Here is a 25,504-nt window from a genome sequence, read left to right as displayed (position 1 = left end):
CTCGGGGGTCGAGTTCCGCCATGAGTCGCGGTGTGTCACGTCACAGCCAACACCGTCGAGCGCCGCCCCGCCCACCGTACGCTGCCCGGCAGCCCCTTCAAGCAGGCACCAACCGGTGAACGGTTACGGGCGCTACTCCATGCTGATGGAGAAGCTCAAGGTCATGACGCTGCTGGCGGTGTGCGCGCTGGCCTTCGTCGGCGCATGGCGGGGGCTGCGACGGATGGAGGCCCGGCCCCCTGCGCCCGCTGCGCTCGCCGGGCCCTGAAGCCCTCCCGGTGGCATGTCCAGCAGGGCACACCGCGTGTAGCGCGCCAGGAAGACGCGCCGGCCCGCCCGGCAGCCTGGCAGGAGGGCCCGGGCGAGCGTCGGCGGTGTACGGGCGGCGGCGGGCATCCTGGGGCAGCGTGGTCATGCCTCCCACGGTGGCCCCCCTCCGCCCGGACGGACGGGGGGCGGAAATTCCGCTCCCGGTGTCTCCCAGGCCGGTTTTCCGGGCCCCGCACGCGGCCTCCCCCCTTCCTGCTCCCGGGCCCGTCACTGGACTGGCGAGCAGGGGTTGCGGGCTCTAGTGTTCAGGCGCCTCTTTCTTCACCGGGAGCCGGAACGCCCATGTCCTTTACCCACCTTCACCTCCACACCCTTTATTCGCTGCTGGATGGGGCCATCCGGATGAAGGACCTCATCAAGACGGTGAAGGAGAAGGGCATGTCGAGCGTGGCCGTGACGGACCACGGCAACATGTTCGGCACCATCGACTTCTACAAGAAGGCCAAGGACGCCGGCATCAAGCCCATCCTCGGCCTGGAGGCCTACGTCGCCGGCCCCAAGGGGCGCGAGGACCGCTCGGAGAAGGTGGCCCACCACCTCATCCTCCTGGCCAAGAACGCGGAGGGCTACGCCAACCTGCGCTACCTCTCCTCCACCGCGTACATGAACGGGTTCTACTACCACCCGCGCATCGACAAGCAGGTGCTCGCGGAGCACAGCAAGGGGCTCGTCGGCCTCACCGCGTGCCTGGGCGGTGAGGTTACCAGCGCGTGCTTCCGCGGCGACATGGACCACGCCCGCCGCGTGGCCGCCGAATACAAGGGCATCTTCGAGCCGGACAGCTTCTACCTGGAAGTCCAGTCCAACGGCATGGTCGAGCAGGACAAGGCCAACGAGAACCTCAAGCAGCTGTCGCGCGACCTGGACATCCCGCTCGTCGCCACCGCGGACGCGCACTACATCAAGCGCGAGGACGCGAAGGCGCACGAGCTGCTCATGTGCATCGCCAGCGGCAAGACGCTCGCGGACAACAAGCGCCTGCGCCACTCCACCGACAAGCTCTACGTCACGAGCCCGGAGGAGATGCTCGGCTTCTTCTCCGACTCGCCGGAGGCCGTGCACAACAGCATGCGCATCGCGGAGATGTGCAACGTGGAGCTGAAGCTGGGCAAGCCCATGCTCCCCACGTTCAAGGTGCCGGACGGCCACACCCCGGACAGCTTCATGTCGGAGCTGGCCTACGAGGGCCTGCGCCAGCGCTTCAAGGAGCTGGAGGGCCAGTACCCCATCGACCGCGAGCAGTACCAGGCGCGCCTCACGCTGGAGCTGGGCGTCATCCAGCGCATGGGCTTCAGCGGCTACTTCCTCATCGTCCAGGACTTCATCAACTGGGCCAAGGACCACAACATCCCGGTGGGCCCGGGCCGCGGCTCCGGCGCGGGGTCGCTGGTGGCCTACGCGCTGCGCATCACCGACCTGGACCCCATCCCGTACAACCTCCTCTTCGAGCGCTTCCTCAACCCGGAGCGCGTGTCGATGCCGGACTTCGATATCGACTTCTGCCAGGACCGGCGCGACGAGGTCATCAAGTACGTGGGCCGCAAGTACGGCGAGATGAACGTGGGGCAGATCATCACGTTCGGCTCGCTCAAGGCCAAGAGCGTGCTGCGCGACGTGTGCCGCGTCTTCGGCCTGCCCTTCAGCGAAGGCGACCGCATCGCCAAGCTGGTGCCCGAGGTCCTCAACATCACCTTGAAGGAGGCCATCGAGATGGAGCCTCGCCTCAAGGAGATGATCGAAAAGCCCCAGAACATCGGCGAGGTGGAGGGCAACCCCGTCACCACCAAGGACGTGCTGGAGATCGCGCTCGCGCTGGAGGGCCTGCACCGCCAGCCCGGCATGCACGCCGCGGGCGTGGTCATCGCGGACAAGCCGCTCTGGGAGTTCGTGCCCGTCTACCAGCCGCCCGGTGAGAAGATCCTCATCACCCAGTTCGCCAAGGACGAGGTGGAGGCCGCGGGCCTGGTGAAGTTCGACTTCCTCGGCCTGAAGACGCTCACCGTCATCCAGCACGCGCTGGACCTGGTGAACCGCAACCACGGCAAGGACATCAAGCGGCACGAGATCCCGCTGGATGACGAGAAGATGTGGAAGCTGATGGCGGACGGCGACACCGCCGGCGTCTTCCAGATGGAGTCCAGCGGCTTCACCGAAATGGTGATGAAGCTCAAGCCGACCTGCTTCGAGGACGTCATCGCCGCCGGCGCCCTCTACCGCCCGGGCCCGCTGGACTCCGGCATGGTGGACGTCTTCATCAACCGCAAGCACGGCCGGGAGAAGGTGTCCTATCCGCACCCCAAGCTGGAGCCGGTGCTCAAGGACACCTACGGCGTCATCGTCTACCAGGAACAGGTGATGCAGATCTCCCAGGTGCTGGGAGGCTACACCCTGGGCCGCGCCGACCTCCTTCGCCGCGCCATGGGCAAGAAGAAGGCCGAGGTCATGCAGGCCGAGCGCGCCGGCTTCCTGGAGGGCTGCAAGAACAACAACGTGGACCTGAAGGTCGCGGGCGAGATCTTCGACCTGATGGAGAAGTTCGCCGAGTACGGCTTCAACAAGAGCCACTCCGCGGCGTACGGCCTGGTCACCATCCACACGGCGTGGCTCAAGGCCCACTACCCGTGCGAGTTCATGGCCGCCCTCCTCACCAGCGAGAAGGACAACACCGACAAGGTCGTGAAGCACATCGGCGAGGCCCGCGAGGCGGGCACGCAGGTGCTGCCCCCGGACGTGAACCAGTCCGACCTGGCCTTCGGCGCGGTGGACGGGAAGATCCGCTTCGGGCTGGGCGCCATCAAGGGCGTGGGCGAGGGCGCCATCGAGTCCATCCTGGAGGCGCGCAAGGAGGGCCCCTTCAAGAGCCTCTTCGACTTCTGCGAGCGCGTGGACGGCCGCCGCGTCAACCGCAAGGTGCTGGAGGCGCTGGTCAAGGCCGGCGCCTTCGACTTCGAGAAGCGCCCCCGCGCGCAGCTCTTCGAGACCATCGAGCGCGCGATGAACCGCGGCTCCTCCAGCCAGAAGGACCGCGCCGCGGGGCAGAGCTCGCTGTTCGGCATGCTCGCGGGCCCCGAGTCCACCGGCGGCGGCCTCAAGGACGACTACGCGCAGGTGGAGGAGTGGCCGGAGAAGGAGCGCCTCGCCTTCGAGAAGGAGGCCATCGGCTTCTACGTGTCCGGCCACCCGCTGTACCAGTACGAGAAGGAGCTCAAGCGCTACGCGCGGCCCATCACCGCCGTGCAGCGCGCGCGCCGCGACGAGAAGCTCACCGTGGCGGGCATCATCACCGTGCTGCGCGAGCGCCCCACCAAGACGGGCAAGCGCATGGCGTGGGTCACCATCGAGGACCTGTCCGGCTCCACGGAGCTGGTGTGCTTCCCCGGCAAGGACGGCACGCGCAACGTGATGGGCAAGGACGGCAAGTGGTCCAAGCAGGGCCCCAAGCCGGGCTACGAGCACTGGGAGCACCTGCTCAAGTCGGACGACCCCATCCTCGTCACCGGCACCGTGCAGATCTCCCAGCGCGACGAGAACACGCCCACCGCGGAGCTCATCGTCGAGGACATCCAGAGCCTCAAGGCCGTGCGTGAGAAGCGCACCAAGCGCCTGGAGCTGCGGCTGCCCGCGGACATCGTCACGGAGGAGCGGCTGGCGAAGCTCAACGAGCTGGCGAAGAAGTACGCGGGCGCGACGCCGGTGGCGGTGAGCGTGCTGTTCCCGGGCGAGGGCGAGGCGCACATCTCCGGCACCACCCTCAAGGTGCAGGTGAACGACGATTTGCTCCTCGCGGTGGACCGCCTCTTCGGGCAGAAGGTCGTGGAGTTCGGCTGATCTCGAAAGGAAGCGACTCCATGGCGGACAGCGTGTTCAAGGATGGGCTGCTCAAGGGCAAGACGGCGTTCGTCTCCGGCGGCAGCAGCGGCATCAACCTCGGCATCGCCACCGCGCTGGTGAAGGCGGGCGCGAAGGTGGCCATCAACGGCCGCAACGTGGAGAAGCTGGAGGGCGCGGTGAAGGGCCTGACGGCCCACGGCACCGCCATGGGCGTGGCCGCGGACGTGCGCGACTACGCGGCCGTGGAGAAGTCGCTCCAGCAGGTGAGGGACGCCTACGGCGAGCTCGACGTGCTGGTGTGCGGCGCCGCCGGCAACTTCCCCGCGCCCGCGCTGGGCATGTCCTCCAACGGCTTCAAGGCGGTGATGGACATCGACGTGCTGGGCACCTTCAACGTGTCCCGCGCCGCCTTCGAGCACCTGCGCAAGCCGGGCGCCGCCGTCATCAACATCTCCGCGCCCCAGGCGTACCTGCCCATGGCCATGCAGGCCCACGTCTGCGCCGCCAAGGCCGGCGTGGACATGCTCACCCGCGTGCTCGCCATCGAGTGGGGCGCCGCCGGTGTGCGCGTCAACGCCATCACCCCGGGCCCCATTGAAGGCACCGAGGGCATGAGCCGCCTCGCCCCGTCCGAGGGCGCCCGGCAGAAGCTCGCGGAGGCCCTGCCGCTCCAGCGCTTCGGAAAGCCGGACGACATCGCCCGGCTGGCCCTCTTCCTCGCGTCGGACGCCGCGTCGTACATCACCGGCGCCATCATGGTCTGCGACGGGGGGCAGTCCCTGTTGGGCGGCGCCGCGCTGCTCCAGGCCCTCAACGGCTGATTCCAGCCGAGGTGCAACGCCCGGGTGCCGTTTCGCGGCGACCGGAGGATGTCTGCTAGAAAGCACTGCGACTCCGCGCGATGCGCACGCTGCCGCGCGGGGCTGCTCGCTGGACGGAGACATCCATGTCCCCACGGATTGCTGTGCTCGCTCGCTGTCTGGGGTTGAGCGTGCTGTGTCTAGGGCTGTCGCTCGGCTGCAACGACTCCGGAGTCTCCCCGCAACCCCCGCCCGAGGTGGAGAGCGTGGTGGACGCCGAGGCCTCCACGGTGACGGTGGACCGGCCCACGGGCGTGCTGGCGAACGGCGACGACGCCGCGCTCGTCACGGTGACGGCGCTGCGCAAGGCGGACGGCTCGCGGCTGTCCGGGCGCGCCGTGTCGGTGACGGTGGAGGGGGAGGGGGCCTCCGTCCTGGAGCCGGCGCTCGTCACCGGCATCAACGGCGAGGCGCAGGCGCACGTGAAGTCCACGGCGCCGGGCGTGAAGACGGTGAGGGCGTCCGTGAAGGACGACACCGGCAAGCTGGTGACGCTCACCCAGACGGCCACGGTGGAGTTCGCCGACGTCGACGCCGTGAGGACGCTGGCGTTCCGCTCGGCGCTGCCGGATGGCGTGGCGGGCGAGCCGCTCCAGGGCCTGGTGGTGGAGGTGCGCAACGGCGCCGGCGCCGTGGTGACGGACAGCGCCGCGGAGGTGACGCTGTCGCTGGGCTCCGGTGGCATCGTGTTCCCAGAGGGCCTGCTGACGGTGGCGGCGGTGAACGGCGTCGCGACCTTCCCGGACGTGGTGCTGAAGAAGGCGGGCGCTGGCTACTCCTTCATGGCGAACGCGCCGGGCTTCGAGCCCGTGGCCAGCACCGTCTTCACGGTGGCGCCGGGCGCGGTGAAGGGGCTGGGGCTGGACCCCCTGCCTGACTTCGCGACCGCGGGCGTGGCCCAGGACCTGGAGGTCACGCTGGAGGACCTCTACGGCAACGTGGTGACGAGCTACACGGGCACGGTGGCGCTGACGTCCACGGACGCGGCCGCGACGCTGCCCGCCGCGCACACGTTCACCGCCGTGGACGCGGGGCGGTTCAAGTTCCAGGGCATCACCTTCCGCACGGCCGGGCCCCAGCTCCTGACCCTCGCGGACAGCGCGGGCGCCTTCTCCTTCGAGTTCAGGGTGATGGTGTCCGCCAAGGCGGTCTCGACGCTGGCGTTCACGCAGCAGCCTTCGAATGGCACCGCGGGCTCGACCCTCGCGAACGTGGCCGTGTCGCTGTTGGACTCCAGCGGCGACGTCGTCTCCGAGGCCACCACGGCGGTGACGCTGAGCCTCACCGGCCAGCCGGGCTTCCCGCCGGTGACGGTGGCGGCGGTGGACGGCGTGGCCACCTTCTCCGGCCTGCACGTGGACACGGCGGGCACGTTCACGTTCACGGCCACCGCGGGCGCGCTGACCCAGGTGAGCCAGGCCTTCACGGTGGGCGCTGGCGCCGCGGCGAAGCTCGTGCTGTCGGCCTTCACGGAGCCGGTCGACGCGGGCGACGCGAACGACGTGACGGTGTCCGTGACGGATGTCCACGGCAACCGCCTCCAGGACTACTCCGGCACGGTGCGCTTCACGTCGTCGGACGCGCAGGCGGAGCTGCCCGCGGACGCGGTCTTCGCGCCAGCGGACCAGGGCGAGAAGACCGTCTCCGGCCTGGTGTTCAAGACGGCGGGCACGCAGTCGCTCATCGCCACGGACACCGCGAACACGGCCCTCACCGCGACGGTGGACGTGGAGGTGCGCGCCATCGCGGCCGCATCCCTGGAGGTCCTCGCGAGCGCGGGCCCCTTCGGCGCGGGCCAGCCGCTCGGCTACGAGCTGGTGGCGCGTGACACCTACGGCAACGTGGCGAAGGACTACGCCTCCACGGTGACCTTCACCTCCTCGGATCCGCAGGCGGTGCTGCCCGGCGCGTACACGTTCACCCTGCTGGACGAGGGCCGCCACACCTTCAGCGTGGAGCTGCGCACCGTGGGGGGCCAGTCGGTCTCCGTGGCGGACGTGGCGGAGCCGGCGCTCACGGCCTCGCACACGTTCACCCTCGTTCCCGCGAGCGCGAGCCGGCTGGTCTTCGCCTCCGCGCCCACGACGGGCTCGGTGCGGCAGGAGCTGGCGAGCATCCAGGAGGGGGCGCTGGACGCCTACGGCAACCCCGTCAACGACGCGCAGGGTGACGTGCAGCTGGCGCTGGTGGGCGGCTCGTTCGCCCAGGGCATCCCCACGCGCCCCCTCGTGGACGGCCTGGCCACCTTCAGCGACCTCACCATCGACGACGAAGGCACGTATCAGCTCCAGGCGAGCGCGGACGGCTTCCAGGGCGCGACCTCCGGAGACCTGACCGTCACCGACACGCAGGCGCCGGCCGCGGCGGCGGGCTTCAGCGCGACGGCGGTGTCTGGCGACAGCATCCGGCTGGACTGGCAGGCCCCGGGTGACGACGGCGTCCTGGGCACGGCCGCGCGCTACGAGCTGCGCTACGCCACGTCCGCCATCACCGACGCCAACTTCGACTCGGCCACGCTCGTGACGGGCGTGAGCGCGCCGAAGACGGCGGGCACGGCGGAGTCCTTCACCGTCACCGGCCTGACGGAGGCCACGACGTACCACTTCGCGCTGAAGGTGTTCGACGGCGCGGACAACGCCAGCGCGCTGGCCACGGCGAGCACGGCCACCACCAGCCCGTGCGACGGCTACGTGTGCACGCCGCCCGCGTCCCAGTGCGCGGAGGACGGCACGTCGCTGGAGGTCTACGCGTCCATGTGCGTGGTGCAGGACGGCGCGCCGACCTGCGTGGACGGCGAGATGACGCTCCAGGCCTGCACTGGCGCGGACGCGGTCTGCTACGCGGGCGCGTGCACCACCGCGCCGCACCCGGGCGCGGGGGAGCTGGTCCTGTCGGAGGTGATGCACTCGCCGTCCGCGGGCACCACGGAGTACCTGGAGCTGACCAACACCACGTCGAAGCTGCTGGACGCCAATGGCCTGCGGGTGGAGCTGGTGGACGGCGCGGGCACGGCCACGTCGTTCACGGTGAACCACGGCCACGCGCTGCTGGTGCCGGCGGGAGGCCGCACGGTGCTCGCGCAGAACGCGAACTTCGCCAACAACGGCGGCGTGGCGGGGAACGACGCCTGGGGCACGGACATCTCCATGGACAGCACGGGCTCCATCACGCTCAAGCAGGGCACGGTGACGGTGGACAGCCTGACGTACACCAGCGCGTTCCCCCAGACGCCGGGGCGGGCCATGAGCCTCGCGTCCAGCATCGTGGGCACGAAGGGCAGCGCCCGGGCCTGGTACTGGTGTGACTCCACCGGCAGCCTGTCCGGCGGGGACAGGGGCACGCCGGGCCAGGCCAACGACGACTGCGGGCTCAACGTGGAGAAGCCGGTGAGCTACTGCGCCATCCAGTACCCGAAGACGTTCCCGTCGCCTGACGGCGCCTACCCGGCGGAGATCAGCCCCACCGACAGTTACGAAATCTTCAGCCAGTTCTACAGCCACGACGTCACGCAGCGGAACACGAAGGGCAACGACCTCTACCCCTTCATCGAGGCGCAGCTGGGCTACGGCACGGACGCCACCAACCCGGCGGACTGGACGTGGACGTCGGCGGACTTCAACCCGGGCTTCACCTCGCCGGACTCGAACAACGACGAGATGCGGGCGGTCCTCCAGATCTCCACGCCCGGCACGTACAGCTACGGCTTCCGCTACCGGTTCACGGGTGGGGAGTGGGTGTACTGCGACCAGTCCGGCAAGGTGGATCCGCCCGGGGGCACCTATGGCTCGGTGACGGTGAAGGTGAGCGGGCCGGTGCCGCTGACGAACCACGTGGTCATCAGCGAGTTCAGCGGCGGCAACGGCGGTGGCACGGGCGCGACGGATGAGTTCATCGAGCTCTACAACCCGACGAACGCGGACGTGGACCTGTCCAACTGGCTGGTCAGCTACAAGTCCGCCACCGGGAGCAACTGGACCGGGACCGTCACCATTCCGGCCGGGAAGGTCATCCGCGCCCACGGCTACTTCCTCCTGGGCGGGGCCAACTACAGCGGCACGGGCACGGCCGCCAAGGACCTCGGTTACACCTTCGACGCCTCGGCCTCCACGACGAGTGGCGGCCACGTCCGCATCCAGCGCCCCGTGGGCTCGGACTACGAGGACGTGGACAAGCTGGGGTGGGGCACCGGGAACTCCCCCGAGGGCACCGCGGCCCCGTCTCATCCGGCGGCGGGCGGGAGCCTGGAGCGCAAGGCCGTGTCCACCTCTACCTCTGACACCATGGCCGTGGGCGGCGCGGACGCCGACCGGGGCAATGGGCAGGACACGGACAACAACGCCAGCGACTTCGTGACCCGCACCGTCCGGCAGCCGCAGAGCTCCCAGAGCCCGCTCGAGTTCTACTGACGCCCCTGGCTCACCCTTGAAGTCCCAGGAAGGCCGCCGCGGGCATGCACGCCGGGGCGGCCTTCCGCCGTTGATGCACCGCCCGCCCGTCCGCCGCCCGACGGACGGGGCAGGGGAGGGCGTCCACTGTCCGGCACCCGCGTTCGCCACGCCACACGGATGCTGCCAGGGCGAGCGGAGCGCATTAGCTTTGGGCACCTTCCCCGACACCCACGGCTTGAGAGGAGCCCATCCCGTGTCCGAGCCCCTGGTCCCCGACGCCGCCCGCCACGTCACCTGTCCGCCGGAGGAGTTCCGCCGCGCGAGCGAGGAGGCCCTGGCCAGGGCCCGCGACGGCATCGCGCGCCTGAAGACGCTGCCCGCCACCACGCCCTCCCAGGAGGTCCTGGAGCTGTTCGACGAGTCCTCCGCCGCGCTGGATGACGCCGCCGCGCGCGCCAGCGTCGTGCGCCACACGCACCCGGAGGCCGCCCTGCGCGAGGCCGCGGAGCAGGCGGAGCAGGCCATCGAGAACCTGGCCAACGACATCCGCATGGACCGGGGCGTCTACGACGTCCTGGCGCGCGTGGACCTGTCCCAGGCGGACGCCGCCACGCGCAAGTGGATGGAGAAGGTGCTGCGCGACTTCCGCCGCGCCGGCGTGGACCGCGACGACGCCACCCGCGCGAAGGTGAAGGCGCTCCAGGAGGAGCTGGTCCGCATTGGCCAGGAGTTCAGCCGCAACATCAGCCAGGACACCCGCACGGTGTCGCTGCCCCCGGGCGCGCTGGACGGCCTGCCGGAGGACTACGTGCGCGCGCACGCCCCCGGCGCGGACGGTCTGGTGCGCATCTCCACGGACTACCCGGACCTGGTGCCCTTCCTCACCTACGCGCGCGACGGCAAGGCCCGCGAGCAGCTCTGGCGCACCAACCGCCAGCGCGGCTACCCCGCCAACGTGGACGTGCTCCAGAAGCTGGTCCAGAAGCGCCACGAGCTGGCCACGCTCCTGGGCTACCCGCACTGGGCCGCCTACGCCACCGAGGACAAGATGGTGCGCACCGCGGACGCCGCGGGCACCTTCATCCGGAAGATCGCCGACGCGTCCGAGGCGCGCATGGAGCGCGACTACGCGGTGCTCCTGGAGCGCAAGCGCAAGGACGACCCGGCGGCCGACAAGGTGGACCCGTGGGACTCCGGCTACCTGGATGACCGCGTGAAGGCGGAGCAGTACGCCTTCGACTCGCAGACGGTGCGCCCCTACTTCGAGTACACGCGCGTGAAGCAGGGCGTGCTGGACCTGACCGCGCGCCTCTTCGGCGTCACCTACCGCCCGGTGAAGGACGTGCCCGTGTGGCACCCGGACGTGGAGGCCTACGACGTCTATGAAGGCCCGACGCTCAAGGGCCGCTTCTTCCTGGACATGCACCCGCGCGCGGACAAGTACAAGCACGCGGCCCAGTTCACGCTGACCAGCGGCAAGGCAGGCCGGCGGCTGCCGGAAGGCGCGCTCATCTGCAACTTCCCCAAGCCCGGCGCGGAGCCCGCGCTCATGCAGCACGGCGACGTGGAGACCTTCTTCCACGAGTTCGGCCACCTCCTGCACCACATCTTCGGCGGCCACACGAAGTGGGCGGGCCTGTCCGGCGTGCGCACGGAGTGGGACTTCGTGGAGGCGCCGTCGCAGATGCTGGAGGAGTGGGCGCGCGACGTGACGTGCCTGCAGACCTTCGCGAAGCACTACCAGACGGGGGAGGCGCTGCCCGCGGAGCTGGTGGAGCGCATGCTCGCCGCGGACGAGTTCGGCAAGGGCCTCTTCGTGCGCCAGCAGATGTTCTACGCGGCGCTCAGCCTGGAGCTGTACCGGCGCGACCCGAAGCGCCTGGACGCCACCGCGCTCGTGCGCGAGCTGCAGCGCCAGTACATCCCCTTCCCGTACCTGGAGGGCACGTACTTCCACCTCACCTTCGGGCACCTGGACGGGTACTCGTCCAACTACTACACGTACATGTGGTCGTTGGTCATCGCGAAGGACCTCTTCACGGTCTTCCAGACGAAGGGCCTGCTCAACCCGGAGCCCGCGCGGGCCTACCGCCGCGCCGTGCTGGAGCCGGGCGGCTCCGACGACGCCGCGCACCTGGTGCACCACTTCCTCGGCCGCGACTACGACTTCCGCGCGTACGAGGCCTGGCTCAACAAGGCCGCCTGAGTGACGGCCTGGGGCCCCGGCGTATGGCCGGGGCCGCCCGGGGCCTCACGTCACTCCACGTCCGTCTCCTGCACGCGCCAGATCTCCTCCGCGTACTGCTTGATGGTGCGGTCGGAGGAGAAGATGCCCGCGCGGGCGACGTTGATGATGCACTTCTTCGTCCACGACTCCGGGTCCTTGTAGGCGCGCGCCACCTCCTCCTGCTTCGCCGCGTACGCCGCGAAGTCCGCCAGCACCAGGTAGCGGTCCTCGTTGAGCAGGCTGTCCACCAGCGGCTGGAAGAGGTTGCGGTCCTCCGGCGAGAAGAAGCCGTCGCGGATGAGGTTCAGCGCGTCGCGCAGCTCCGTGTTGGACTCGTACACCTCGCGCGGCTTGTAGCCGGCCTTCTTGCGCGCGATGACCTCGTCCGCCGTGAGGCCGAAGAGGAAGAAGTTCTCGTCGCCCACCGCTTCCCGGATCTCGACGTTGGCGCCGTCCAGCGTGCCCAGCGTCAGCGCGCCGTTGAGCATCAGCTTCATGTTGCCCGTGCCGGAGGCCTCCCAGCCCGCCGTCGAAATCTGCTCGGACACGTCCGCCGCGGGGATGATGCGCTCCGCCAGGCTCACCCGGTAGTTGGGCAGGAACACCACCTGCAACCCCGTGGCGCCCGCGTCGCTGTTGACCACCTCCGCGATGCCGTTGATCAGCCGGATGGTCAGCTTCGCCAGGTGGTAGCCCGGCGCCGCCTTCGCGCCGAAGAGGAACGCGCGCGGGTGGATGATGCTGCCCGGGTCGCGCCGCGCCTTCATCCACAGCGCCACGATGTGCAGCGCGTCCAGCAGCTGCCGCTTGTACTCATGCAGGCGCTTGATCTGCACGTCGAAGATGGCGTCCGGGTTGAGCTGCACCCAGCGCAGGTCCTTCACGTGCTGGGCCAGCTCCTCCTTGTTGGCGCGCTTCACCTCGCGGAAGGCCTTGCGGAACTCCGGATCCTCCGCGTGCGACTCCAGCTTCCGGAGCTGATCCAGGTCCGTGACCCAGCCCCCGCCAATGCGGCTGGTGATGAGCTTGGACAGGCGCGGGTTGCACCACGCCAGCCACCGGCGCGGCGTCACGCCGTTGGTCTTGTTGTTGAAGCGCTCCGGGTACATCTGCGCGAAGTCCGGCAGCACGTCCCGGCGCAGCAGGTCCGTGTGCAGCGCGGCCACGCCGTTGACGCTGTGGCTGCCCAGCACGGCCAGGTGGGCCATGCGGATCTTCTTCTCCGGGCCCTCCTCCACCAGGCTCATCCGCTGCTGCTTCTCCACGTCGAACGGGTAGCGGATCTGCACCTGGCGCATGAAGCGCTGGTTGATCTCATAGATGATCTCCAGGTGCCGCGGCAGCAGCCGCTCGAACAGCGACACCGGCCAGCGCTCCATGGCCTCCGCCAGGAGCGTGTGGTTGGTGTAGCCGAACGTCTCCTGGGTGATGGACCAGGCCTCGTCCCAGAGCAGGCGCCGCTCGTCCACCAGCACGCGCATCAGCTCCGCCACGCCAATGGCCGGGTGCGTGTCATTGAGCTGGATGGCGCACTTCCTGGAGAAGTCCCGGAAGTCGTTGTGGTTCTTCAGGTAGCGCCGGACGATGTCCGCGATGGAGCACGCCACGAAGAAGTACTGCTGCTTGAGGCGCAGCTCCTTGCCCGCCTGGAACGCGTCGTTGGGGTAGAGGACCTTGGAGATGACCTCCGAGTCGTTCTTCTCCACCACGGAGCGCTCGTAGTCACCGGCGTTGAACAGGAGCAGGTCGAACTCCGCGCTCGCGCGCGCCTGCCACAGCCGCAGCGTGTTGACGGTGTTGTTGCCGTAGCCCGCGATGGGCGTGTCGTACGGCACGCCCACCACCGTCTTGCCGCCCACCCAGCGCGCCACCGGCCGGCCATCCGCGTCCTGGTGGTGCTCCACGCGCCCGTAGAAGCGCACCGGCACGGCCTTCTCCGGCCGGACGATCTCCCACGGGTTGCCGAACTTCAGCCACTCGTCCGCGCGCTCCACCTGGTGTCCGCCCACCAGCTCCTGGGTGAAGATGCCGAACTCGTAGCGGATGCCGTAGCCCATGCCCGGGTAGCCCAGGGTGGCCAGCGAATCCAGGAAGCACGCCGCCAGCCGGCCCAGGCCGCCGTTGCCCAGGCCCGCGTCCGGCTCCATCTCCAGCAGCTGGTTCAGGTCCACGCCGACGTCCTGCATGGCGGCGGCCGCGGCCTCGTACATGTTCAGGTTGAGCAGGTTGTTGCCCAGCGCGCGACCCAGCAGGTACTCCGCGGACAGGTAGTAGGCGCGCTTGACGTCCTTCTCGTAGTAGGTGCGCGCCGTCTTCACCCAGCGGTCCGTGAGCCGGTCGCGGACGGCCAGCGACAGCGCCATGAAGCGGTCGTGCGCGGTGGCCGTCTCCGGGTTCTTGCCGCGCGAATAGCGCACGTGTTCGAAGAAGCCGCGACGGACGCTGGCCGCGTCGAGCCCGGTGCGGCCGCTGTCTTCGGGGGCTCCCGAGGCGGAGGACGGGGACGATGCGGGGCGCGCGGAGGCGGGAGGAGCCATAAGTCGGTCGTCTCGAGGGTCGCGAAGGGGTGGGAGGACTGCGAAGGCGCCCCGTGCCTTTGACGCGGGGCGCCCATGGCGGAAAGGGTACCGTGTCACGCCAGCCCAGGGCAGGGGAAACCCACGCGCCTCCCCGAGGGTCGGCCGCTTCCTCCGCCAGGGAGGGAAGGTACCCGGGGACCCGTGGTGACGCGCCGCGGCCCCAGGCCACGCGCGGCGCTCTCATGGAAAGACCGGAAGTTCTAGGAATTGAGGTACAACGCTCCGCGAATGTCTTTCCCCCTGGATGACCTCGAAGCGCGCATCGCCCTCACGCGGCCGGGGGACACCGTGCGGGGGTTGAGCTTCGCGGCGGTGCTGCGGCTGGTGCATCAGCGGCTGGGCCGCGACGCCGCGGAGCGCCTGCGCGCGCCGCTCCTGCCGCGAAGCCCGGTGGACTTCTTCTCGTACCCGGCGGTGGACTTCCTGCGGCTGCTCGCCTTCGCGTCCGAAGCGCTGCAACCGGAATACGGCACGCGCGGCGCGGTGCTGCGGGCGTGCGGGGAGGCCATCGTCGGGACGTTCTTCGAGTCCACCGTGGGGCAGACGCTCCTGCGCCTCACCGCCAGCGGCGGGGACCCCAAGCGCCTCTACAGCAACGCGGCCGCGTCGTACTCCACCGCGGTGAGCTACGGGCAGCGCGAGTACCAGGCCCTGGGTGACAAGCGCGTGCGGCTCTCGTTCAAGGACGACCTGCTGCCCGTGGAGGTCCACGAGGGCATCCTGGCCGGCCCCCTCGCCGCGCTGCGCCGCGAGGGCCGCGTGCGGGGCACCGAGCGGCGCCTGGGCGACTCCGAGTTCCTCATCGAGTGGACCTGAGGAGACGCGACGGGCCCCGCTCCGCCGTGAAGGGGAGGGGGCCCGGGGGCTGGCGACGCGGGCGTCCGCGCTACTTCGTGGCGGTGGGCGGCGGGCCCGCCTTGCCGGCGACGGCGGCCACGGACACGGCGTCCAGCTGCTGGGCCAGGTCCTGCGCCCTGGCGAGGAAGTCCGCCGTCAGCTCCTTGGGCAGCGGATCCGCGCGGGGGAACTTCTGGGTGAGCGGGTTGGCGTAGGTGCCGTTGCGCTTCAGGCCGAAGTGCAGGTGCGGGCCGGTGGTGCGGCCGGTGTTGCCGGAGTAGGCAATCACCTGCTTCTGCCGCACGCGCTGGCCGGCGCGCACGCCGTCGCCAAAGCGGGACAGGTGCATGTACTGCGTCTCCATGCCGTTGGCGTGGCGCAGCACCACCATGTTGCCCGCGGCGCCCGCGTTGCCCGCGGACACGACGGTGCCGTCCGCCACGGCCCACACCGGGGTGCCGACGGGCGTGCCGTAGTCCACGCCGTTGTGGTTCTTCACGTACTGGAGCACCGGGTGGAAGCGCGACCCGTAGCTGCTGGTGATGTGCGCGTACTTCAGCGGGCTCTTGAGGAAGGTCTTCTTCGCGCTGGCGCCGTCCTCCTGGAAGAAGTTGGCCTCGCCGTCGGGCAGCACGTAGCGGAACACGCGCTTGTTGCCCACCAGGCCGCCCTCGTACGTGGCCGCCAGCACCTCGCCGTAGCGCAGCACGCGGCCCTTGGAGACGAACTTCTCCACCAGGGCCTTCGCCTTGTCGCCCTTGCGCACGTCCCGGTAGAAGTCGATGTCCCACGCGAACACGTCCGACAGCACCAGGCCGATGGACGGGTCCTCGCCCGCGGCCAGCGTCGCCTCGTACAGCGACGAGTTGATCTCCAGCGACACCAGCGACACCTGCTTCTCCACCTCGATGGAGCGCTTGCTGCCGATGTACTTCTCCCCGTCGCGGCGCACCTGCCACTCGTCCACGGTGCTCTGGCGGTAGTCGAAGAAGTCCAGCTCGCCGTCGCGCATCACCAGCCGGAACTGGTCGCCCACGCGCGACTTGCGGAAGTCGAACACGCCCTCCAGCGCGGAGATGACCGCCGCCACCTGCTCATCGGGCAGCGCCGCCTCATGCAGCGCGCCCGCCAGCGTCTGGCGCGGCTCGATGCGGCGGTTCTTGATTTCGAAGCGGGTGGCGGCTTCGGACGTCGAAGCCACGCCCAGGGCGGCGAGGCACAGGAGGGAGGCGGTCTTCATGGGGGGCGATACAGGAGTGTAGAGGACTGTTGGGCCTCCGCCCAACTCCTGACCGCACTTCCCATGCCCGCCTGCCTGCTTCCGGCCCCGGAGCCCGGGGCCGGCTTACAGCTCCACTTTCTTTTCCGAGTGGTGCTGCCCGTCGAAGCGCAGGAGGGTCCCCTTGCCCTCGTAGCGGGTGATGATGTTCACCGGCCGCCGCCAGAGGCTCTGGAGGTTGCGCAGCGTCTCCCGCGCGTAGTCGCCCTTCAGGTCCTGCCCGTCGTGCTTGTGCGCGAGCAGCAGCTCCGAGCGGTTCTCGTGGTTGCCGTCCACCACCTCGATGATGGGCTGCCCGAAGTTGGTGAGCGAGGTGAGCAGCTTGTTCTTCACCTTGCGGAACTCGCGGTCCAGGATCTCCCACGAGTTGCGCTTGTCGTTGAAGCCGTAGACGAAGAGCTTCTGCTGCTGGGCGAACTCCGGGGTGAGGAACGTGTCGATGAAGGTGATGTCGTTGTAGTGCTTGCGCACCTCGAAGATCTTCTCACGCCCCGCGCCCAGCTTCTTGTCCCAGGCCTGGCGCGCGCGGAGGTCGTCGCACTCGTCCCACTCCTTGCCGAACCGGCCCTTGTTCCACCGGTCCTCGATGTCCCGCCACAGCTCGATGCCCAGCTTGTACGGGTTGATGGCGCCGGGGCGCACGCCCATGGTGCCGGAGTGGTGGTCCGCGTAGTCGATGATCTCGTCGTCCTTCAGGGCCCGGCGGGTCATGATGGTGGAGTGCCAGTAGCTGGCCCACCCCTCGTTCATGATCTTCGTCTGGCCCTGGGGCGCGAAGTAGTACGCCTCGTCGCGGAGGATGGAGAGGATGTCCACCTCCCACGGCTCCAGCGGCGCGTGCTCCAGGAGGAAGTAGAGCACGTCGCGCTGCGGGCGCTCCGGGAAGCGCTTGCGCTGCTGCTTCTCGTCCTCCGCGCGCTTGCGCTGGGAGTCCATGAACTCGGAGGGGTTGATGAAGCCGCGCATGTACTCGCGGTCCACCTTGAAGCCCTCCACGCGCTCGTTGGACCTGGCCTCCTCCTCCGCGCGCTGCGGATCCGGGTTGCGGCGGATGTGGGGCGCGTGCTGGTCGATGAGGTTCTCCAGCGACAGCGTCCGGTCGATGAAGTCCTCCACCTTCTCCACGCCAATCTTGTCCACCCAGCGCCGGACGCGGGTGGCGTGGTTGGCCATGTCGTCAATCATCCGGCGGTTGGTGTGCCGGAAGGAGAAGTTGTTCTTGAAGAAGTCGCAGTGGCCGTAGACGTGGGCCATCACCAGCTTCTGGTCCACCTCCGGGTTGCTCTCCATCAAGTACGCGTAGCAGGGGTCGTTGTTGATGACGAGCTCGTAGATCTTGGAGAGCCCGTACTCGTACCCCTTCGCCAGCTGCTCGTACTCCATGCCCCAGCGCCAGTGGGGGTAGCGGGTGGGGAAGCCGCCGTAGGCGGCCACCATGTTCATCTCGTCGTAGCTCACCATCTCGAAGACGGTGTCGAAGAAATCCAGGCCGAACTCCTTGGCGTAGCCGTGGATTTCATCCCGAAGCGCGGCGAGTCGCGGCGTGAGGCTCTTGGGCATGGGGCGGTGGCTCCGGTGGGGGATGACAGAAGCGCTCGTCTTCAGCGCCCCTTGCCGAGGAAGTCCTTGATGGAGGCGTAGATGGCGTCCTTGTCCGCGATCTCGCTCAGGGCGACGTTGTTCGTGTCACCCACGGCCTCGCGCAGGTCCTTGATGAACTGCCCGCTGCCGTAGGGGGACTCCACCTGCCCGTAGGCGAACTGGTTCACCTGCGGGAGGATGTCGTTGCGGAGCATCTCGATGCACTGGCGCGTGTCGTCCGCGCTCCAGTTGTCCCCGTCGCTGAAGTGGAACGGGTAGATGTTCCACGCGCTCTTCGGGTAGTCCGCCTGGATGATGTCCCGGCACAGCTTGTACGCGCTGGAGATCATCGTCCCGCCGGACTCGCGGGTGTGGAAGAAGGTGTCGCGGTCCACCTCGCGCGCCACGGCGTCGTGGATGATGTAGCGCGACTCCAGGCCCTTGTACTGGTGCTTGAGCCACGTATCGAGCCAGAAGCTCTCGATGCGGACGATCTCCTTCTGCTCGTCCCCCATCGAGCCGGACACGTCCATCATGTAGATGATGACCGCGTTCGTCTCCGGCAGCTCCTGGAGCTTGTAGCTGCGGTACCTGCGGTCCTCGCGCGTGGGGATGATGACCGGCATCTTCGGGTCGTAGGTGCCGGTGGCGATCTGCCGCTTCAGGGCCTGCTTGAAGGTGCGCTTGAAGTGGCGCAGGGACTCCGGGCCCGTGGTGTTCACGCCGGTGTACTTCACCTTCTGCGTGACGATGCGCTCGTTCTGCCGCCGCTCGATGCGCGGCAGCTGGAGCTCCTCGCCCAGGATCTGCGCCAGCTCCTCCAGGGTGACGTCCACCTCCAGGGCGTGGTCTCCCTCGCCCTGGCCGGCCTGGTGCCCGTCCCCGGGCTCCACCGCCCCGGGGCCAAGCTGCTGACCCACCTCGCCCTCTCCCTGTCCGACGCCGCCCTGCTCCTTGTGGCCGTACTTGAAGCGCGGGATGTCGATGAAGGGGATGGGGATGCTGATGGCATCCTTGCCCTTCTTGCCCAGCATCTCGCCCTTCTGCACGTACTTGCGCAGGTTGGCTTTGATCTTCCCGCGGACGATCTGTTTGAAGCGGGAGTGGTCCTGGTGGATCTTCAAGGTCACGGTGTCACGTCCCTCTTGGACAAGGCGCTATCGCGTTACTCCTTGGCGTCACCGCGGGCGAAGATGCTGGCCACGAAGTTCAGCACGTCCGTGGAGCAGATCTCGCAGTACCCGTAGTTCTTCATCATCCGGTCCTTCACCAGGTCGATCTTCTCCTGGGTCTCCTTGTCCACGACGGACGACACCAGGTTCTTGAGCTTGATGCTGTCCTTCTGGTCCTCGAACAGCTTCAGCTCCAGCGCCTTGTGCAGCCGCTCGTTGGTCCGGTAGTTGAAGGTCTTGCCCTCCACCGCGAGCGCGCCGATGTAGTTCATGATCTCCCCGCGGAAGTCGTCCTTGCGGCTCTCGGGGATGTCGATCTTCTCTTCAATCGACCGCATCAGGCGCTCGTCCGGCACCTCGTAGATGCCGGTGTACTTGTTGCGGACCTTCTCCTTCTGGGTGAAGGCCTTGATGTTGTCGATGTAGTTGCCGCACAGCTTGCCGATGGCGTCCTCGTCGGCGCTGATGGCGCGCTGGACCTCGTTCTTGACGATGTCCTCGTACTCCTGCTTCACCGTGGTGAGCAGCTCCTTCATCCGCTTGCGCGCGTCCTCGGTGTTGATGAGCGAGTGCGTCTTGAGGCCCGCCTCCAGCTCGTTGAGCACCATGAAGGGGTTGATGCAGCCCTCGCCCTTGTCGCTCACCAGGGCGTTGGAGATCTTGTCCTGGATGTAGCGGGCGCTGATGCCCTCCAGGCCCTCGCGCACGGACTCCTTGCGCAGCTCCTTGATGTTGTCCTCGGTGAAGTTGGGGAGCGTCTTGCCGTTGTAGAGCTTGAGCTTCTGGAGCAGCGACAGGTTGTGCTTTTTGGGCTCCTCCAGGCGCGTGAGGACGGCCCACATGGCGGCCATCTCCAGCGTGTGCGGCGCGATGTGCTTGCCCTTGATGGCGCGCGAGTTGAAGTCCTTCTCGTAGATCTTCACCTCCTCGGCCAGCTTGGTGATGTACGGGATGTCGATCTTCACCGTGCGGTCGCGCAGGGCCTCCATGAACTCGTTGTTCTCGAGCTTCTTGTACTCGGGCTCGTTGGTGTGCCCGATGATGACCTCGTCGATGTCCGTCTGCGGGAACTTCTTCGGCTTGATCTTGTGCTCCTGCGACGCGCCGAGCAGGTCGTAGAGGAACGCGACGTCCAGCTTGAGCACCTCGACGAACTCGATGACGCCGCGGTTGGCGATGTTGAACTCGCCGTCGAAGTTGAAGGCGCGCGGGTCGGAGTCCGAGCCGTACTCGGCGATCTTCCGGTAGTTGATGTCGCCGGTGAGCTCGGTGGAGTCCTGGTTCTTCTCGTCCTTGGGCTGGAAGGTGCCAATGCCCACGCGGTCCTTCTCACTGAAGATGAGCCGGTTGACGTGGACGTGGTTCATGACCTTGGCGAAGTCGCCGCCGTACTGGGTCATCAGCTCCTTGAAGACGAAGCGGCAGGCGGGGCACAGCTCGCAGCCGTCCGGGATGGTGTAGCCGGACTCCGGCGGGGACAGCTCGGAGAAGATGCGCGGGCGCCACTCCCGGGGGATGAGGTTGAGGGGCTCCTCGTTCATCGGGCACTTCATCTTCTCCTGGGTCACCGTGCCGTCCGGCTGCTTCTTGTCGGTGAGCCAGGAGAAGGTGTACGCGGCGCCCTCGGGCGTCTTCGAGTACTCCTCCATGCCCTTCTTGAGCAGGCGGGCGATGGTGGACTTGGACGAGCCCACGGGCCCGTGCAGGAGGATGACGCGCTTCTCCGTGCCGTAGCCCTGGGCGGCGGACTTGAAGACGTTCACCAGCTTCATCAGCGGCACGTCCAGGCCGAAGATGGCGTCCCGGCCGCCGAAGCGCTCGTCACTGAAGAAGTGGTAGCGGGTCAGCTTCTTCTTGTTGTCGATGTACTCCGACTTCCCGTGGCTGAGGATCATGTCGTAGATCCTCTGGAAGGCGGTGCGGGTGACCTTGGGGTTCTTCCGGACGATTTCGAGGTAGTCCTCGAAAGAGCCCTCCCAGTTGAGTTCCGCGTAGGTCTTCACGTCCTGGAACGCGGCGATTCTGGAGACCCACGAGCCCTTCTCAGCGTCCTTCATGTCTCTCCCTCGTAGCCTCACAGGAGGACGCGAACGCTCGCGTGCTTCCGGGGGGCCAGCATGGTGAACCTGGAGGGCAGGAAGGCCATTCCACACCCACTCCGAAGAGGTCCCAGGCGACGACAATCGCGATGCTTCAGCCCCTTCGGGACCCCGCCGCGGAGTGGGACCGCGCGTTCGGCTCGTGTCGGAGGGAAGGCCGCCCCTCCTCCACGGGGTGAAAAGGCAACCTGATTATAAGGACCCGGACCCGCCTCGGGAGGAGCCCCCCCGGTGCGATGTGTCTGGTCCCGTCGGGCGCAAGCGCGCACTTCCCGACGCTTGGGCCCTCGCTGGGGACGCCCGCCCGGGCGTGCCCTCACTGTGGGGTGGCGTCCGTGTCCGCTCCACATGTCGGCGTGACGGCCGGCGCACCGGTTCCACCCCGCCTGCAACGGTGCGTAACGGCGCGGATCGCGCGGTGCCCGGGGAAGTGGTGCCTGGAGGGCAAGGCAGCCGGGCGGCCGCCGGGCAGGGGGGCAGGACGCTGGCTTGGCTTTGAGCCCTGCCTGCGTATCCTCGCGCGCGCCATGGTCCCCGCTTCGAGTCCCGCCGCCCTTGTGTCCCCTCCCGCCGCCGTGCCCGGCCTGTCCGCGGTGCCCGCGCCCCGGCCCGAGCCCTCCACCCGGTGGTTGGTGGGGCTGCTGCTCCTGGCGGCGCTGCTCCCCCGGCTGGGGGTGTTCTTCATCAACGAGAACCTCTTCGGGGACGCGGTGGTGCGCACGGAGCTGGCGGAGCGGTGGCTGGCCGCGCCGCACCTCATCACGTCCTACAAGGACGGGACGTTCCAGTTCGGCCCACTGCACGTGTACCTGGTGGGCGCGGTGCTGTCGGTCTTCGAGCGCGACGTGGCGGGCCGCCTGGTGAGCCTGGTGTTCGGCGTGCTGTCGGTGGTGCCGCTGTTCGCGCTGACGCGGCGGCTGTTCGGCTGGCGCGCGGGAGTGGCCGCGGGGCTGGCCTTCAGCGCGTGGGGCATGCACCTGCAGTTCTCCACCACGGCGGGCAGCGAGGCGGTGTCGCTCTTCTTCATGCTGGCGGTGTTCGCGCTGGTGGCGGAAGGGGTGGAGGAGAACCGCTTCCAGCCGCTGTTCTGGGGCGCGGTGCTGCTGAACTTCGCGTGCGCGCTGCGCTACGACGCGTGGCTGTACATCCCGCTGATCAGCCTGGCGCTGGTGTTCAGCAGCGAGGACCGGGTGGCGTCGCTGACGCGCGCGGTGGGCTTCGGCCTGGTGTGCCTGCCGTTCCCGCTGCTGTGGATGCAGGGCAACGAGCTGGCGCACGGAGACCCGTTCTTCCCCATCAACGCCGTGGAGAGCTTCCACAAGCAGTGGGTGGTGGACTCCGGTGGGGCGGGAGGGCCGATTGGCTGGCGGCTGCAGCAGCTGGGGTTCTGGCCCGCGGTGGCGCTCTTCACGCTGACGCCTGGCGTGGCGCTGCTGGGCGGGGTGGGCATGGTGCGCGCATGGAAGAAGCACCCGGAGACGCGCTGGCTGGTGGTGATGGCGGTGCTGCCCGCGCTGTACTTCACGCTGCGCGCGGCGGTGCTCTTGAGCTTCGTGCCGCTGGCCCGCTTCACGGTGACGCAGCTGGTGCTGCTGCCCGTGTTCATGGCGCCGGGCCTGGAGGCGGTGGTGGGAGCGCGCGGTGACCGTGCGCGCCGCGCGGTGGTGGGCGTGAGCGCGGTGCTGGCGGTGGTGATGCCGGTGGCGCTGGGCATCTACACCTTCCGCACGGAGGGCGGGCTGCACGACTCGCTGCGCCCGGTGAGCCCCACGTCCACGAACCCCGTGGCGGTGATGCAGGTGGCGCGCTACCTCAAGGAGGAGGTGGCGGCGAAGGGCGGCGCGGCGGCCATCGACGACGACCCGCGCTACATGGACCTGCAGGTGGCCTTCTTCTCCACGCTGCCGGAGCTGCGCATGGCGCGCGTGCGCTGGGACACCTTCCGCGAGCGCATGCGGGACGCGCGCCCGGAGGTGCTGGTGCGCTTCGACCAGGGCAACCTGGTGAAGGACCCGGGCGTGAAGCTGGAGGGGCGCACGCTGACGCTCGACGGCGTGACGTACCAGGAGCAGGACGGCTTCTCCGCGCCGCTGCACGTGTACCGGCGCCAGCCGTAGCGCGTCGTCAGGCGCCTCCCGGAGGGGGGCTCAGCCCTCCGGGTCGTAGTCGTCGTCGTAGCCGGTGTCCGCGGGGCGGTGCGCGTCCAGCCAGCCCTGCAGGATGAACTGCGCGGCGAGCTGATCAATCACCTCCCGCCGCTTCTCCCGGCGCACGTCCGCCTCCAGCAGGGTGCGCTGGGCGGCCACGGTGGACAGGCGCTCGTCCCACAGCTCCACGGGCAGCCCGAGCGCGCCCTCCAGCACCTCGGCGAACTTTCGCGTGGCCTCCGCGCGGGGCCCCTCCGAGCCGTTCATGTTGAGGGGCAGCCCCAGGACGAAGCGCGTCACCTCGTGCTCCTTCACCAGCCGGGACAGCTCCGCCAGGTCCGCCTTGAGCGACGTGCGCCGCACGGTGGTGACCGTCTGGGCGGTGAGCCCCAGTCCATCCGAGACGGCCACCCCGATGGTCTTGGTGCCGTAGTCGAGCCCGAAGGTGCGCATGGGCGCGGGACTCTAGCCGCAATCCTCCGCGACGGACCGCCCCGTCCGTGAGCGGGGACGCGGACGGAGGGCATCGTCGGCCAACCCCGCGTTTCGACTCGCCCCGCGCGCCGGCGCGCCCGGCACCGCCGCTGCAATGGCTGCCCGCGTCCGAAGAGACGGCGCGCGGCACCTGGCAGCACCCACTTCAACCCGTCGCGCGGGAGTGCTGATGCTCGACATCCTGAAAGGCGTGGCGAACCTGCTGGGCGGCCCCATGGCCGCCGTGACCGACCTGGCGGGGGACGCCCTGGGGCTTCCCCCGGTCCTCACGAACTCCATCAAGACGGCCGCGGGGGTGATGAGCGGCAACGTGATGATGGCGGCCAGCGGCGCGCTGGGCGTGGCGGATGAGCTGAAGAAGAACCCGTCCGCGAAGACGGAGTACTGCGCGCCCCAGGACGCCGCGAGGGCGGGCGCGGGCTACTACGGCGGCTCCGCGTCGCAGAAGACGGGGGGGACGTCCGGGAGCCGCAGCCCGCTGGACCCCAAGCTGCTGGACTACGCGGACTCGCTGCGCACGCTGGAGGCGAACTTCGGCTACCTGGACCTGCTGGACGGCAAGAAGGACGGCACGCTGTCGCACGCGGACCTCCAGCGCATCTCGCAGGACCGGAGCGTGTCGCCCTCGCTCCGGGACGCGGCGAGGTTCCTGGTCGACAACCGGACCTTCTTCGAGCAGGTGGACACGGCGAAGAAGAGCCTGCTGGGGCTGAAGATGCCGGTCCTCAACGACGACCGCTTCGACCTGATGGGGCTCCAGCAGGAGTCCAAGCGGCTGGCTGCGGAGTTCGCGAAGTACGGGCGCCCGGAGCGGCAGGGCCGGCCTGCTCCCTCGACCTCGGACTGCGCGCCCCCGCCGCTGGACTGCGCGCCGCCCATCCCCGGCGGGGGTTCGGGGCCGGGGAGCGGGGCGGGGCGGCCGGGCAGCGGTGGGGGGAGCACGGACGGGGGCGCGTCGGGCCGGCCGGGGCAGGGCGGGGGGAGCACCGGGGGCACGGGGCGGCCGGGGGGCCATGGCGGCTCGGGGGCGGCGGATCCGGACCTGGCGGAGTACGCCGACGCGCTCAGGGTGCTGGACGAGAACTGGGACACCTTCGACACGGCGAACGGGACGAAGGACGGCAAGCTGACGATGGCGGACCTGGAGGCGGTGCTGGGCAGCCCGGCGGCGTCCTCCACGCTCAAGCGCGCCGCGCAGTTCTTCACGGACCACCCGGAGTACTGGCACCGCCTGGAGATGGCGGCCAGCGGCGGCCGGGATGGCGTCACCAACTGGCAGGACCTGGACGCGGCGCTGGGCGCGGTGGCGGCGCCGGCGAGCGGCAGCGGGCGGAGCACGGGCGGCTCGCGGGCGCGGGACATCGTGGACAACCCGAACATGAGCATCGAGCAGAAGGTGCAGGCCCTGCTCATGGGCATCACCGAGGACACCGACGACGAGCTGCTGGACGTGATGAACGAGATGGCCAGCGCCCGCGAGGAGCGCGCCTCGCTGGGCACCAGCGACTCGGACAAGGCGCGCGGCGCGAAGCTGGACACGAGCATGCAGGAGCTGGAGCTGCGGCTTCAGACGCTGATGGAGAAGCGCAAGGCGATGTTCGACCTGATGAGCAACATGTCGTCGAAGTTCAACGAGATGGCGAAGACGGCCATCTCCAACCTGCGCAGCGCGTGAGGGC

14 protein-coding genes are annotated in these 25,504 nt (G+C 69.0%); 8 read left to right on the top strand and 6 right to left on the bottom strand.

Annotation, left to right across the window (positions count from 1 at the left end; translation table 11 throughout):
* Positions 1–115 precede the first annotated feature (115 nt).
* The 5 genes from U8525_RS21810 to U8525_RS21790 all read left to right on the top strand — a co-directional run bounded on the left by U8525_RS21810 (position 116) and on the right by U8525_RS21790 (position 11,615).
* Positions 116–268: a hypothetical protein gene (locus U8525_RS21810; RefSeq protein ID WP_374268216.1), complete on the top strand. Its 153-nt coding sequence runs from the start codon at positions 116–118 to the stop codon at positions 266–268.
* 344 nt (positions 269–612) lie between these two features.
* Positions 613–4,158: a DNA polymerase III subunit alpha gene (gene dnaE / locus U8525_RS21805; RefSeq protein WP_374268215.1), complete on the top strand. Its 3,546-nt coding sequence runs from the start codon at positions 613–615 to the stop codon at positions 4,156–4,158.
* A 20-nt stretch (positions 4,159–4,178) separates the two neighbouring features.
* Positions 4,179–4,982 (top strand): SDR family oxidoreductase, encoded by an 804-nt coding sequence (locus U8525_RS21800; protein ID WP_374268214.1) that lies wholly within the window; start codon positions 4,179–4,181, stop codon positions 4,980–4,982.
* A gap of 125 nt (positions 4,983–5,107) precedes the next feature.
* The gene (locus U8525_RS21795) at positions 5,108–9,427 is read left to right on the top strand and encodes a lamin tail domain-containing protein (RefSeq protein ID WP_374268213.1); all 4,320 of its coding nucleotides are present in this window, start codon (positions 5,108–5,110) and stop codon (positions 9,425–9,427) included.
* A 235-nt stretch (positions 9,428–9,662) separates the two neighbouring features.
* Positions 9,663–11,615: a M3 family metallopeptidase gene (locus U8525_RS21790; RefSeq protein WP_374268212.1), complete on the top strand. Its 1,953-nt coding sequence runs from the start codon at positions 9,663–9,665 to the stop codon at positions 11,613–11,615.
* A gap of 50 nt (positions 11,616–11,665) precedes the next feature.
* Here the strand turns inward: U8525_RS21790 and U8525_RS21785 are convergent, their stop codons facing one another.
* Entirely contained in the window at positions 11,666–14,173 is a 2,508-nt protein-coding gene (locus U8525_RS21785; RefSeq protein WP_374268211.1) for a glycogen/starch/alpha-glucan phosphorylase, read from the bottom strand.
* A 270-nt stretch (positions 14,174–14,443) separates the two neighbouring features.
* Here U8525_RS21785 and U8525_RS21780 point away from each other — a divergent pair, with 270 nt between their 5' ends.
* Positions 14,444–15,031 (top strand): DUF2378 family protein, encoded by a 588-nt coding sequence (locus U8525_RS21780; RefSeq protein ID WP_374268210.1) that lies wholly within the window; start codon positions 14,444–14,446, stop codon positions 15,029–15,031.
* 70 nt (positions 15,032–15,101) lie between these two features.
* Here the strand turns inward: U8525_RS21780 and U8525_RS21775 are convergent, their stop codons facing one another.
* The 4 genes from U8525_RS21775 to U8525_RS21760 all read right to left on the bottom strand — a co-directional run bounded on the left by U8525_RS21775 (position 15,102) and on the right by U8525_RS21760 (position 21,141).
* Positions 15,102–16,292 (bottom strand): peptidoglycan DD-metalloendopeptidase family protein, encoded by a 1,191-nt coding sequence (locus U8525_RS21775; protein ID WP_374268209.1) that lies wholly within the window; start codon positions 16,290–16,292, stop codon positions 15,102–15,104.
* Positions 16,293–16,397: 105 nt separating this feature from the next.
* On the bottom strand, positions 16,398–17,891 hold the full coding sequence (locus tag U8525_RS21770) for a SpoVR family protein (RefSeq protein WP_374268208.1): 1,494 nt from the start codon (positions 17,889–17,891) through the stop codon (positions 16,398–16,400).
* 41 nt (positions 17,892–17,932) lie between these two features.
* Positions 17,933–19,042: a DUF444 family protein gene (locus tag U8525_RS21765; protein WP_374268207.1), complete on the bottom strand. Its 1,110-nt coding sequence runs from the start codon at positions 19,040–19,042 to the stop codon at positions 17,933–17,935.
* 35 nt (positions 19,043–19,077) lie between these two features.
* A complete protein-coding gene (locus tag U8525_RS21760) occupies positions 19,078–21,141 on the bottom strand; it encodes a PrkA family serine protein kinase (RefSeq protein ID WP_374268206.1) in 2,064 nt (687 codons plus the stop codon).
* A 569-nt stretch (positions 21,142–21,710) separates the two neighbouring features.
* On the opposite strand from U8525_RS21760, the gene U8525_RS21755 reads away from it, so the two are divergent.
* Positions 21,711–23,300 (top strand): ArnT family glycosyltransferase, encoded by a 1,590-nt coding sequence (locus tag U8525_RS21755; RefSeq protein ID WP_374268205.1) that lies wholly within the window; start codon positions 21,711–21,713, stop codon positions 23,298–23,300.
* Positions 23,301–23,330: 30 nt separating this feature from the next.
* Here U8525_RS21755 and ruvX read toward each other — a convergent pair whose 3' ends face one another.
* The gene (gene ruvX, locus U8525_RS21750) at positions 23,331–23,783 is read right to left on the bottom strand and encodes a Holliday junction resolvase RuvX (RefSeq protein ID WP_374268204.1); all 453 of its coding nucleotides are present in this window, start codon (positions 23,781–23,783) and stop codon (positions 23,331–23,333) included.
* A gap of 211 nt (positions 23,784–23,994) precedes the next feature.
* Between ruvX and U8525_RS21745 the strand changes: the two genes are divergently transcribed.
* Complete coding sequence (locus U8525_RS21745; protein ID WP_374268203.1) at positions 23,995–25,500, top strand: hypothetical protein; 1,506 nt, start codon at positions 23,995–23,997, stop codon at positions 25,498–25,500.
* Positions 25,501–25,504 lie beyond the last annotated feature (4 nt).

The sequence above is a fragment of the Corallococcus sp. RDP092CA genome (assembly GCF_041903675.1).
Classification (GTDB): domain Bacteria; phylum Myxococcota; class Myxococcia; order Myxococcales; family Myxococcaceae; genus Corallococcus.
The sequence above is the reverse complement of the archived record's forward strand: the minus strand, read 5'-3'. Positions and strand labels throughout refer to the sequence as shown.

Excerpts from the sequence above, each read along its gene's own strand:
- dnaE (WP_374268215.1), top strand. The coding sequence starts at position 613 with ATGTCCTTTACCCACCTTCACCTCCACACCCTTTATTCGCTGCTGGAT.
- U8525_RS21800 (WP_374268214.1), top strand. The coding sequence starts at position 4,179 with ATGGCGGACAGCGTGTTCAAGGATGGGCTGCTCAAGGGCAAGACGGCG.
- U8525_RS21795 (WP_374268213.1), top strand. The coding sequence starts at position 5,108 with ATGTCCCCACGGATTGCTGTGCTCGCTCGCTGTCTGGGGTTGAGCGTG.
- U8525_RS21785 (WP_374268211.1), bottom strand. The coding sequence starts at position 14,173 with ATGGCTCCTCCCGCCTCCGCGCGCCCCGCATCGTCCCCGTCCTCCGCC.
- U8525_RS21780 (WP_374268210.1), top strand. The coding sequence starts at position 14,444 with ATGTCTTTCCCCCTGGATGACCTCGAAGCGCGCATCGCCCTCACGCGG.
- U8525_RS21775 (WP_374268209.1), bottom strand. The coding sequence starts at position 16,292 with ATGAAGACCGCCTCCCTCCTGTGCCTCGCCGCCCTGGGCGTGGCTTCG.
- U8525_RS21770 (WP_374268208.1), bottom strand. The coding sequence starts at position 17,891 with ATGCCCAAGAGCCTCACGCCGCGACTCGCCGCGCTTCGGGATGAAATC.
- U8525_RS21760 (WP_374268206.1), bottom strand. The coding sequence starts at position 21,141 with ATGAAGGACGCTGAGAAGGGCTCGTGGGTCTCCAGAATCGCCGCGTTC.
- U8525_RS21755 (WP_374268205.1), top strand. The coding sequence starts at position 21,711 with ATGGTCCCCGCTTCGAGTCCCGCCGCCCTTGTGTCCCCTCCCGCCGCC.
- ruvX (WP_374268204.1), bottom strand. The coding sequence starts at position 23,783 with ATGCGCACCTTCGGGCTCGACTACGGCACCAAGACCATCGGGGTGGCC.
- U8525_RS21745 (WP_374268203.1), top strand. The coding sequence starts at position 23,995 with ATGCTCGACATCCTGAAAGGCGTGGCGAACCTGCTGGGCGGCCCCATG.